Genomic DNA, 11,622 nt, shown 5'->3' with positions numbered 1-11,622 from the left:
TGATAGAGGAATACAATATTGCAGTAATGTATACACTCAAATACTCAAGAGAAAAAAAATTGAAATTTCTATGACTGAAGAAAATCACTGTTACGAAAATGCACTTGCAGAGAGAGTAAACGGAATATTAAAAGATGAATTTTATTTAGATCAAACCTTTATGAATACTGCGCACGCAAAAAGAGCTGCAAAAAATGCAATTAATTTATACAACCAAATAAGATTACACTTATCTTTAGACTTTAAAACACCAAATATGGTATACAAATTAACAGCGTAAAATTCAATTTAACCTGTAGCCGTATTTTAGGACTAGACATTAAAAAAAACGATAAATATTAGATTTATAAGTTAAATGATAGTATTTTTGATAATATCAAATGATAGTATCAATATGAATCCACCTTACGAGATAACTCCAGAAATATTAAGATTAATAACTTCAATTTCAGAAAAAATAGGAGAAGTCAATGCAAATTATTTAAACAAACCTTCTACTCTATTGAGAAAACAGAATAGAATTAAAACAATTCATTCTTCTTTAAAAATTGAGGGAAATACATTGAGTGTTGAACAAATAACCGCTCTTTTAGAAAACAAACGAGTAATCGGACCGAAAAAGGATATAAAAGAGGTTTTAAACGCTATTGATATTTATGAAAATTTAGAAAAATACAATCCATTAAGTGAAAAATCCTTTTTAATAGCACACAAGGATTTAATGAGTAACTTAATAGAAGATGCTGGAAAATATAGAGTTCAAGGAGTTGGAATTGTAAAAGGAACCAAAGTTGAACATTTAGCTCCTCCGTATGAAAATGTAAAATACTTAATGAAAGACCTTTTTGAGTATTTGAAAAACCCAAATGAACTTGAATTAATCAAAAGTTGTGTATTTCATTATGAAATGGAGTTTATTCATCCATTTTTAGATGGTAATGGTAGAATGGGAAGATTATGGCAAACACTGATTCTTATGGAAAAATATCCAGTTTTTGAATACTTACCATTTGAAACATTGATAAGTAAAGATCAAGAAAAATATTATAAAGCATTATCTGAATCTGATAAATCAGGAAAATCAACTAAATTCATTGAATATATGCTCAAAGTAATTGACATATCCATAAGTGAATTATTGAACTTTAATAATCGAACTTTAAATGAAAAAGATAGACTAGAATATTTTAGTTCACTGAATAAACTAGAATTTACGAGAAAAGATTATATGGATGTTTTTAAAGATATTTCATCCGCAACAGCTAGTAGAGATTTAAAAAAAGGAGTTGAATTAAACTTATTTGAAAAAATCGGAAAAATGAATAAAACGAAATACAAATTAATAACTGGGTACAACAATGCATAACCAAAATTGTTTCATTTAGTAAAATAGAATGTTTCTTAATTCTAAATTTATTAATTTTATTAAACGAAAAATTGCAAAACCAAAACACAACTTTGGTTATTCTAAACCGTTGTAATTAACGGCGGATTTCAGGTCTGAAATCTTTAATAATGGAGATTAATATTACTGCAAGAAAATAATATATATGAGAGATTTCTTTAAAGAAATATTTAAAATAATATTGGGATTGTTTGAACAATTCCCAATTATAACGGGGATTTTATCTCTTTGTATAGCTATTTATTGTATCAAATATTCTTTACCAAAAGCCTATAGAGATGATAAAACAAGTCTTTATTCGTATTATAATATGTTAGGACTAATAATAGTTATAACATTATTTAGTTCAATAATATTTTTTATTCAATTGTTTAGAATATTCTAGGAAATTCAAACTATCTGAATATAATGATTAATGGTAATGACAAATTGAAAAATAATCGATAAAAACGAATTTAGAATTACATCGGATTTAAGCAATGAAACGTGAATGATAAATAAACAATGATTAGAATATTTAACCAAACAAGTTTTAAAGAATAATTAAAACAAACTGACAAATTCAAGATTTTGACAATTATACCGAATTTTAAAGTTGAAACGAAAAGATTTTTTAGCACTGGAATGAAAAGCCGCTAAATTACAACACCGTGTATAATTCATTGCTAGTTATAGCCTACTTACGAAAGTCCTCGCGGACTTTCTATCTGTGATTTATTTGCTACTTTAGTGCTTAAACACGCAACGAAATCATACACAAAACCGTTGTGGTTTATATTACGATTGAAAAAAACAAGAAAAATTATAACTTGTCTAAAATTTAAAAACTTGAATATTAATAATTAAATTTAAATACTATGAGAAAGATTAAAAACCATTTATGGAAATCAATTCTATTTTTAGGATTACTGATTTTAACGACAAATTGTGCTGATGATGACCAACCGTTAAAAGTACTTGAGCAAAAATCAGGTATTATTATCAAGCAATTAAACTATCAAGAATTATTGTCTGATAATAAAGTAATCGAGAAAATTCAAGATATTCAGAAACTGCAAAAAAAATCACTTTACAACAAATCAACTAAATATATAGCTGAATATGATTTTTCTATTGATTTGGAAACGGCAAAAACTGTAGAATTAGAAAATTATAAAACCTATAATTTTCTAATTCAAAGAGAAAACCCCCAAGATGATAAACTTGAAAATTTATTTTTAAGACTAAATAATGTAGGAGAATATGATACTTATATTTTAAAATATGACTTTTCTGCAACTGAATTTGAAAATTTAACCATAGTAGATTTAAACAATAGAAGAACAGAATACACCCCTATTGATATTGCTTTTTCACCAACAACAAACACTTCTGAAAAATATATTTGTACAGAAACATGGGATACAATAGAATTTATATCTCCAAGAGATTTTGGCTCTGATGAAAATAATATTATTGTTACTTTTTTGGTAAGTAGTGAATGTGTGTGGTTTAATGAAGGTGCAGGTATTCCCATAGGAGAAAACAATTATGAAAATGACCCAACTGACACAAGTTCAGGGGGAGCACCAACTGATACAACTAATAATAACTATGTATATTCAACTCCTGTATTTAAAAGCCCAGAAGCTAAAATGCTTGATGATTTTTTTGAGAACTTGACAGATGGTCAAAACGATTGTTTAAATTCTCAATCAAATTTAGATTTGCATAGTGAAATTAAAACTTTTTTAAAAGCAAATTTTGATGAAAATAATACCACTCTTGATGAAAACTTTATTGACGCTCAAAATTTTGCTAAATTAGTACTTGATAATTGTGGAAGTCAAGTAGATTGGGCTGAAAAAATTATTTTAGACCCTTCATTTAAGAATAATATTAAAGCTTTATGTGCTTATGAAAAACTAAAAGAGGCAGGAGGTCTTAAACAAATTCTAAAAGATTTTTTTAATACCAAAAGTACGGCTAACTTAATAATAAAATTAGAACCTAATCTTACTTGTAATAATAACCCATCTTTCGGCTGTACCTCTTTTAATAAAACTACACAAACTGCAACAATTTCAGTTGACACAGATTATATTACTGAATTTCAGTGGCAAAATAGTCCAGTCGTATACAAAACACCTATGCTAAGTATAGCGAAGATTATTATACATGAAGCAATACACGCTCAATTGTTTTATAATGCATATCAAGTAGATATTAATACTGAACTTTCAGATAAAACTTTCGAAGATTTATATGAAGAGTATAGAAAATTAGAAGGATGGCAACACGAATATATGGCAGATCATTATATCTCAATAATTTCAAGTGCTCTTGAGGAAGTACACCTTTTATTAAACGACCAAGGCTATATAAATTATATAAACAACAATTACCCTGATTGGACTTGGCAACAGATTTATGAAAATATGGCTTGGAATGGTTTAACACAAACAACAGCTGGTCAAACTTATCTATCAAACCCAGATAATGCAACATTATATTCCTTGCAAAACACAAATGTAGCTACCAACTCTAATGAAACTCAAAATTGCGATTAATATGAAAAAAATAATTTTATTATTAATACTACTCACCTTAAATTCTTGTGCTAGTCAAATTAAAACCGATAAAGAAAAGGGAGGAGAAAAATATTATTTCTATTTTGATAGTGCACATCCAAAAATGACAGTTTATGAAAAAAATAATTATTATAAGTTTTATATACAGATGGATAACGACTATCCAGTAATTTTTATTCCTAAAGATAGTGTTATGAAAGAGATTAGGATAGAATCTTTGAATAATTATGATTATAAAGATATTAATTGGCTAAATAAATTATCCAATATTGAGAGAAGTAGATTTTTTTCAAGAACTGCTACAACAAATGAATATTACCTTATCGAAAAAAGAAAATCTGATAAATTTCTATATTTAAGAAAAGTTTATTTTATCGAGGAAATAGATTAAAAATACAAACCACAACCACGTGTTCATTTCATTGCTTTTTTATTCACTTCACTAGAAATCTCAAATTAAATAAATGTAAAAAAAATTTAATTAACTTTGAACTAGATCAACACTACAAAGTTAAACTCCAAACCGTTGTCGGTAATTAAAAAATAGATAAACACTATAATTTCAAAAATATGAATAAGTTACTTACTCTTATACTTTTTTTTAATTTGTGCATCTCACATTCGGTTTCATCGCAATGCCAATATGGAGATGCTGGTATGGTAGTAGATTCGAACTGCTTGGATTTTTCACAATATCCTATCATTAGTGAATTTGTAACAGCTGGCGTACAAGGAGGTGTTCCGAACAACTTACCGGTAATAGCTACAATAAATAACACAGTTAATATTCAAACCACAATAGATAATTCAAATGGAGCTGGCGTTATAATACTTACTGCTGGAACTTACTCCATACCTTCAACCATATACATGAAAAGCAACATTGTACTTAGAGGTGAAAATGCTGAATTAGTTATTCTTGAATCAACAATTAAATCTACATGGACACAAGGCAAAAAAAACACCATAGAATTTGATAATGTTTCTAATTCAGGTATTGAAAACCTTACTATACTTTATAATGTTATTGGCTATGAACCCATTGATAGGTTAAATTGGCTTGATGGGAGTTGGTGTGGTGACTGTTTTCAAAATGAGCCTCATGGCCTAAACAACCTTTATGTTAGACAAGTTTCTATTAATAATTCAAGTAACAATTGCTGGGTAGATGGTTGCAGAATACTAAAATCTGGTACTGACCCTATTTTATTAGCAGGTAATCACAACACACTTCGGAATAATTACATTGATAGATGTTATAACAAAGGAGGTTCTGGTAATGGATATTACGATATTCGTGGCGACTATAACTTAATTACAAACGAAACAATTAAAAGAATAAGACATTTTGCTATTCAACAAGGAGCTGAATACAATGTTATTATTGGAAATTATATAGAAGGAGATGTAAATTTTCATAATGGAGATAATGGTAATAATCTTTTAGAAAACAATGAGATAAAGCTTCCTACTTGGCATGGTTGGGATATCTTTGGAACAGGAGGAATTGCTTATGGACATCAACCTCCAGGTCCAAATAACATATTTGTAAATAATACTACAAATTACAAAAATAAAGGACCTAGGTATGCTGACGCAAATGTTATTTATACTTTTACCAATTACGGACAACCAGATACTACTAATTTAACTATGCCTAAATGCAATACTTTTTATCCTATGAGTATATTATAACACCTTAAATTTACTAACGTACATAGACTTAAATAAAATTTTTATTCACCAAACCCTCTGAAAGATAAATTATATTTAAAAGGAAATATCATCTTATTAAAAAAAGAAATAAACATGTATAATGTACTTGGATAAAAAGTTGATTTTGCTATAAACAACTCAAGTCAAAACAATTTTGAAATAGATATGAGTAATTTTAAAACAGCGTTTTATATATTAAAAACTAAAACTACCAAAAACAACTAGTATATTTTATTGTTTGGTTCTAGCACACTTACAAAAATCCGTGAAGATTTTCTATATCAGTAATTATTTACTAAATTTAATGCTTAAATTCTCAACAAAACACACCAAAAAAAACTTACATAAAACAGCTATGAAAATATTTTTTACAGTATTAATTCTGTTATTGAGTATTCATGGTTATTCTCAAAAAAAATATCATTTTGACTATGTTTTAGAATATGATATAATTATGAACGAGGATTCAATTAAACTTGAAGATCAATATCATAAGCAGTTTAATAAAAACTTCAAAAGATATTATTTAACTAATTCAAAAAACAATCAATATTTTGCTGCAATTACAGAAAAAGACAGTTTAAATTATAAACTTATTTTGATTGACCACTCTTCTAATATTATAGCAAAAGTTGACTTCTTAAAATCTGATTTAAATCGAGCTGAATTTATAAACATAAACTGTGAAAATGTAAAACAAACAATAAATTTTTTTAATAGTAAAAAATATGAAATATATAAATTGAAAGATACAATAATCAACAAAAATTCTTTTTTCTTTTATAGATACGGCTTAAAAAAAGAAAAGAAACGAAAAAAAGAAGAGGAAGGTTTTGATTATTATATAATTGATAAAACATCCGATTTCCATCTACCATTACTAACATTCTCCAATATATTTGAAAATTGGTCGAAAAACAAAAATTTACCAAATGGGTTTATTAAAGAAAGTTATCATATTAATTTTAAAGGGAAATTGAGGGCTTCTGAAAAATTTGTAACATTCAGAAAAACTGATAAAAATATAATTCTACCGAAAAATTGCATTAAGAAAAAAATTATTATCAAATAAATAAAACTTGTTGTAATAACATACAAAATTTAACGCTTAAAAACGCAACAAAACATACCAAAAAGTATACAACATTCGAAAATTTGTATAAAAAGTTAGTCTACTATTAACCGACTTTTGTCTTATTATTTTAATCCAAAAAAATAAAAATGAATACAAATCAATTTGGTAAAAAAGGTTGGACACCAGACAGAATAGAAAACCTAAATGGTAAAACATATGTAATTACAGGAACTACAAGCGGAACAGGATTTGAAGCAACAAAAATATTGCTTTCTAAAGGAGCAAAAGTGGTAATACTAAATAGAAACCCAAAGAAAGCAGAAGACACCATTAAAACTTTAAAACAAGAACTTGGTAACCATATAGACGTTACAAATATTGTATTAGATTTATCAATACAAGACTCTGTAAAAAAAGCAGCCAAAGAAGTTCTAAAAACAACACCTCAAATTAATGCTTTAATATGCAATGCAGCAATTGCCCAAGTACCAAAACAAACGCTAACAGTAGACGGTTGGGAAAGCCAAATGGGAACCAATTACTATGGAAATTGGACTTTACAAGCTTTACTGTTTCCTCTTATTGAAAAATCAAAAGGACGAATTGTAACTGTTGGAAGTATGGGTTATAATATGGGTATTAAAACCATCAAATTTGATGATTTAAATTGGGATAATAATTACACGCCTAATAATGCCTATAGTCAAAGTAAACTGGCACAGATAATGTCTATGTATGAATTACAAGATAGATTGAAAGAAGCTGGAAAAACTGATGTTAAGGCATATGCTTGCCATCCAGGCTCTTCAAGAACCAACTTAATAAATACAAGTGGAAGTACAATGATGAAATTCATCTTTAACCTAATGAAATTATCACCATTAACACAATCGGCTAAAAAAGGTGCGTATCCACAATTAATGTGTGCAACAGAACCTAATTTAGATCAAAGTGGTTTTTACGGTCCTAAAGGAAAAAATAATTGGGTTGGACCTGTTGGAGAACATAAATTAGAGCCACACGCCAAAGATAAAGTGGTAGCTAAAAGGCTATGGGAACTTTCGGAAAAAGAGACAGGTATAAAATGGAATATTTAAATTTGTAGTATGCAACATTTTAAAACACTATCATCGTATTTAGATTATGTAGGACTTCCTCGACCAGAGCATCCTATGGTAAGCATTTTCAACTCAAAAGGCGAAGGTTATTTACCTTGTCCACGAGAAAGTTCACCACCAATTACAAATGATTGCTATTCCATTAGTTTAAAAAAGTTTGTAAAGGGAGATTTAAACTACGGACGAACAACATATGATTTTACAAATGGCGCTTTAATTTTTATTGCACCAAGACAGGTATTACAATGGGATAGTAGTGTTGTTTTTGAGCAAAAAGGCTTTTCAATAAATTTCCATGAAGATTTTTTAAAAGGAACGGAATTAGCGCTACAAATAAAAAAATATAGTTTCTTTTCCTATTCTGTAAATGAAGCATTACATCTTTCTCCAAAAGAAGAAAAACAAATAGAATCAATTGTAGAAAATATCGAAATTGAGTATCAAAATAACCAAGATGTTTTTAGTAAAGACATTATTATTTCTCATTTAAACACATTATTAAAATACGCTAATCGTTTCTACCAAAGACAGTTTTTGAATAGAAAAGAACTATCAAATAACTTGTTAGAGCAATTTAATCTACAATTGTCTGAATATTTTGAACTAGGACAACTACAAGAAAAAGGTATTCCAAGTATAGAACAAATAGCAAATAAAATGTCTGTTTCTCAACGGTATTTAAGTGATACACTAAAAAAAGAAACAGGAAAAACCACTACCGAACATTTACACTTACATTTAATTGATGAAGCAAAAAATATTTTATTGAAACCTAATAAAAGTATTTCAGAAGTGGCTTATGAATTGGGATTTGAATATCCTCAATATTTCTCAAAATTATTTAAAAAGAAAGAAGGAATTAGTCCAACTGAATACAGAGAAAAATATAAACTAAATTAAAACTATGGATATTTTAAAAACAGCAACAAATTGGGCAAAAGCTGAACTATTCTCAACTCCATTTTTTATACTCTTTGGGCTTGTATTTATAGCGGTGAGTTTAGGTTTTTGGCAGTTAGGTAAAACAGATATAGCACGAGCATACATAATTCCAACTTTGGTAGCAGGTCTTTTACTTTTAACCATAGGTTTAGGATTATTTTTTACCAATAAGTCAAGAATTACTCAATTTGAAAAAGCTTATAATAAGAATGTTACCACATTTGTCGAATCAGAAATCACTCGATCTGAAGCAACTCTTAAAGAATACAATACCATTGTTTTTAAAGCTATTCCAATTATAATTATAATAGCAGCCTTGTTAATTATTCTTATAAATACACCTACTTGGCGTGCAATTAGTATAACAACAATAGCTATGCTAATAGTTATCTTATTAATTGACGGAACTGCACACTCTAGAATTGAAGCCTACCATAAAGAATTGAAATTAGTGTATATAAAAAATGAAATGAAAAAATTACAAATTAATCATTAAATCATTTAAAAAAGCACTGTAATTATTCAACTCAAAAGGAACATCTGCATTTTTTTCCATATCGTGAAAATGATGTGTTGCTAATAATTCCATTCCTGTAAAAGCATTCATTCTGTGAAACCCAAACATAGCACCTTCATCCACACTTTTTTGATTAAAAAATTCATTTTCAAAAGTAAAAGCCGTTTTAGGCGCATTCCAACTTGTAGTTAGTATATATTTTTTTCCGTGCATTAAACCACCAGTTCCGTAATTGATGTTTGGATTTTTTCTACTTCTTCCATCACTTGCGTAAATTCCATTTTGATGACCTTCTGTAAAAACTTCATCTATATATTTTTTAAATCCAAAAGGTATTTGAAACCACCAAATAGGCGTATGATAAATCACTGTATCAGCCCATTTAAATTTTTCAACCTCTTCCTTTACATCGTATTTTTCACCTACTTTAGTAGCTTTTACTTCAAATCCTTCGTGTGATTCAAAATATGAAATAGTGGTATTAAAAAGTGTTTCGTTAAACTTTCCGCCAGAATGTGCAAATGGATGACTTCCATTAATTATAAATATATTTTTCATTTGTTTCTTATTGTATTTGGGGCAAAATTAAGCCAACACTTTCCATTATAAAAATAATATAAATCATACCTTTGTATAAATATTTTAATAATTATGGTCAATTTAGAATGGTACAGAACGTTTAAAGAAATATATGAAAACGGGACGTTAACAAAAGCTTCTGTAGCGTTATATGCATCGCAACCTGGAGTTAGTGTGCATTTAAACGCTTTAGAAGCTTATGTTGGTAAAAAACTATTTGAACGTACTTCTAGAAAAATGATTCCAACTGAAGATGGAAAGTTTTTATATGAATATATTATTGAATCTTTAAAAAAACTTGAAATTGCAGAACAGCATTTTAAAAGAACAACACAAGAAAAAAATCCATCACTTAACATTGGAATGTGTTCAGAAATGTTTCAACTTATTATTGAACCCGAAATCCCTAAACTAGACTTTGACCTTGTAGCTCGATTTGGAGCACATACAGATTTAATAAAAGACCTAAACAATGGCATTTTAGATTTAGTAATTACACCTAAAAAACAGCATGAAAAAAAATCATTGGTTGAATATGTTCCTTTTTCAAAAGAAAGAATCGTATTAATAGCTGGAAATAAAACCAACACAAGTGAAATACAAAAACATATTAAATCAAAAAATTTAAGTAAATTAGAAGATGAATTACTTCAAAATGTTTGGTATAGTTCATCAAACGAAATGGAGCATTTTAGACGTTTTTGGTTTGAGAATTTTAATAAAAAACCTGCTTTTAAGCCCAACTATATTTTACCAAATATTACCTCAATTATTAGATGCTTAAATAATGGAAACGGGCTTGCATTGGTTCCAGATTTTTTATGTCAAGAACAAATTTTAAGAAACGAAATAAATTTAATTTGGGAAGGTGAAGTGAAAACGGAAAATATCTTATATTTTGCATCGAGAACAGATTTAAAGTATAAAAAAGAATTAGATACAATTAAGACTATATTTACATCAAAAATGAAATAAATTAGTCCAAAAAGGTTTATATTTTACAACATAATCAAAACAAATAAAATGGTTGAAATTTTAACTACTATATTTTTCGTTTTTGCAGTAATTGATCCAATTGGTTCAATACCTGTATACCTAGAGGCAACTAAAGAGTTTGACTTGGTACATAAAAAGAAAATAGCTATTCGAGCCTCAATAATGGCTTTTCTAATACTTTTATTTTTTATTGTAATTGGACAACTAATTTTAGAAGGAATGTCAGTATCACTTGATGCTTTTCAAATTTCAGGTGGAGTAATTCTATTTTTATTCGCTTTAACTATGATATTTGGAGATGGTAAACCTGAATTGGAAAAAAACCGAATTACTGACTACAAACACGTTACAATATTTCCTATTGCTATTCCTTCTATAGCATCTCCAGGAGCAATTATGGCAGTAGTTTTAATGACAGATAATCATCTGTACACAATTCAACAACAATCCATTACTACTGGAATTGTTTTGCTTGTTATAGGAATTACTTGTTTAATTCTTTTAGCAGCAAATCATTTACAAAAGAGAATAGGAAATTATGGAATCACAGTTATAAGTAAAATTATGGGACTAATTTTAGCTTCTTATGCTGTTCAAAGTATATTAAGCGGAATTAGTAGTTACTTTGGAAACGTGTAAAAACGTATGGTAATAATAGGTTTAAAAATGCTTAATTCAGTAAAATACAATGCTTCTAAAACTGT

General features: G+C 27.9%; 12 protein-coding genes. 11 read left to right on the top strand and 1 reads right to left on the bottom strand.

Going from position 1 to position 11,622, the window contains the following annotated elements:
- The 9 genes from R3X25_RS07385 to R3X25_RS07345 form a co-directional block, all read left to right on the top strand.
- Positions 1-280, top strand: a 280-nt coding sequence (locus tag R3X25_RS07385) for an integrase core domain-containing protein (RefSeq protein WP_317673367.1), incomplete at its 5' end; no start/stop codon positions are given.
- Positions 281-394: 114 nt separating this feature from the next.
- On the top strand, positions 395-1,366 hold the full coding sequence (locus R3X25_RS07380; protein ID WP_317673417.1) for a Fic family protein: 972 nt from the start codon (positions 395-397) through the stop codon (positions 1,364-1,366).
- Between the two features lie 896 nt (positions 1,367-2,262).
- Positions 2,263-3,954: a hypothetical protein gene (locus tag R3X25_RS07375; RefSeq protein WP_317673365.1), complete on the top strand. Its 1,692-nt coding sequence runs from the start codon at positions 2,263-2,265 to the stop codon at positions 3,952-3,954.
- A gap of 1 nt (position 3,955) precedes the next feature.
- Entirely contained in the window at positions 3,956-4,366 is a 411-nt protein-coding gene (locus R3X25_RS07370; RefSeq protein ID WP_317673363.1) for a hypothetical protein, read from the top strand.
- A 179-nt stretch (positions 4,367-4,545) separates the two neighbouring features.
- A complete protein-coding gene (locus R3X25_RS07365; RefSeq protein WP_317673361.1) occupies positions 4,546-5,670 on the top strand; it encodes a hypothetical protein in 1,125 nt (374 codons plus the stop codon).
- 376 nt (positions 5,671-6,046) lie between these two features.
- On the top strand, positions 6,047-6,763 hold the full coding sequence (locus R3X25_RS07360; RefSeq protein WP_317673359.1) for a hypothetical protein: 717 nt from the start codon (positions 6,047-6,049) through the stop codon (positions 6,761-6,763).
- A gap of 149 nt (positions 6,764-6,912) precedes the next feature.
- The gene (locus R3X25_RS07355) at positions 6,913-7,863 is read left to right on the top strand and encodes an SDR family oxidoreductase (RefSeq protein ID WP_317673357.1); all 951 of its coding nucleotides are present in this window, start codon (positions 6,913-6,915) and stop codon (positions 7,861-7,863) included.
- A gap of 9 nt (positions 7,864-7,872) precedes the next feature.
- Positions 7,873-8,784, top strand: coding sequence for a helix-turn-helix transcriptional regulator (locus tag R3X25_RS07350; protein WP_317673355.1), 912 nt, complete (start codon positions 7,873-7,875; stop codon positions 8,782-8,784).
- A gap of 4 nt (positions 8,785-8,788) precedes the next feature.
- A complete protein-coding gene (locus R3X25_RS07345) occupies positions 8,789-9,322 on the top strand; it encodes a hypothetical protein (RefSeq protein WP_317673353.1) in 534 nt (177 codons plus the stop codon).
- Here R3X25_RS07345 and R3X25_RS07340 read toward each other — a convergent pair.
- Positions 9,305-9,901, bottom strand: a complete 597-nt coding sequence (locus tag R3X25_RS07340; protein ID WP_317673351.1) for an NAD(P)H-dependent oxidoreductase — start codon at positions 9,899-9,901, stop codon at positions 9,305-9,307. The genes R3X25_RS07345 and R3X25_RS07340 overlap by 18 nt on opposite strands.
- A gap of 93 nt (positions 9,902-9,994) precedes the next feature.
- On the opposite strand from R3X25_RS07340, the gene R3X25_RS07335 reads away from it, so the two are divergent.
- Both R3X25_RS07335 and R3X25_RS07330 read left to right on the top strand, forming a co-directional pair.
- Positions 9,995-10,897, top strand: a complete 903-nt coding sequence (locus R3X25_RS07335) for a LysR family transcriptional regulator (protein ID WP_317673349.1) — start codon at positions 9,995-9,997, stop codon at positions 10,895-10,897.
- A 48-nt stretch (positions 10,898-10,945) separates the two neighbouring features.
- Complete coding sequence (locus R3X25_RS07330; RefSeq protein WP_317673347.1) at positions 10,946-11,557, top strand: MarC family protein; 612 nt, start codon at positions 10,946-10,948, stop codon at positions 11,555-11,557.
- Positions 11,558-11,622: the final 65 nt, after the last annotated feature.

Origin of the sequence: Lutibacter sp. TH_r2, assembly GCF_033101135.1 — a bacterium.
GTDB lineage: Bacteria > Bacteroidota > Bacteroidia > Flavobacteriales > Flavobacteriaceae > Lutibacter.
The sequence above is the reverse complement of the archived record's forward strand: the minus strand, read 5'-3'. Positions and strand labels throughout refer to the sequence as shown.

Bases quoted from the DNA above. Each gene is read 5' to 3' on its own strand.
- R3X25_RS07380 (WP_317673417.1), top strand. From the start codon at position 395: ATGAATCCACCTTACGAGATAACTCCAGAAATATTAAGATTAATAACT.
- R3X25_RS07375 (WP_317673365.1), top strand. From the start codon at position 2,263: ATGAGAAAGATTAAAAACCATTTATGGAAATCAATTCTATTTTTAGGA.
- R3X25_RS07370 (WP_317673363.1), top strand. From the start codon at position 3,956: ATGAAAAAAATAATTTTATTATTAATACTACTCACCTTAAATTCTTGT.
- R3X25_RS07365 (WP_317673361.1), top strand. From the start codon at position 4,546: ATGAATAAGTTACTTACTCTTATACTTTTTTTTAATTTGTGCATCTCA.
- R3X25_RS07360 (WP_317673359.1), top strand. From the start codon at position 6,047: ATGAAAATATTTTTTACAGTATTAATTCTGTTATTGAGTATTCATGGT.
- R3X25_RS07355 (WP_317673357.1), top strand. From the start codon at position 6,913: ATGAATACAAATCAATTTGGTAAAAAAGGTTGGACACCAGACAGAATA.
- R3X25_RS07350 (WP_317673355.1), top strand. From the start codon at position 7,873: ATGCAACATTTTAAAACACTATCATCGTATTTAGATTATGTAGGACTT.
- R3X25_RS07345 (WP_317673353.1), top strand. From the start codon at position 8,789: ATGGATATTTTAAAAACAGCAACAAATTGGGCAAAAGCTGAACTATTC.
- R3X25_RS07340 (WP_317673351.1), bottom strand. From the start codon at position 9,901: ATGAAAAATATATTTATAATTAATGGAAGTCATCCATTTGCACATTCT.
- R3X25_RS07335 (WP_317673349.1), top strand. From the start codon at position 9,995: ATGGTCAATTTAGAATGGTACAGAACGTTTAAAGAAATATATGAAAAC.
- R3X25_RS07330 (WP_317673347.1), top strand. From the start codon at position 10,946: ATGGTTGAAATTTTAACTACTATATTTTTCGTTTTTGCAGTAATTGAT.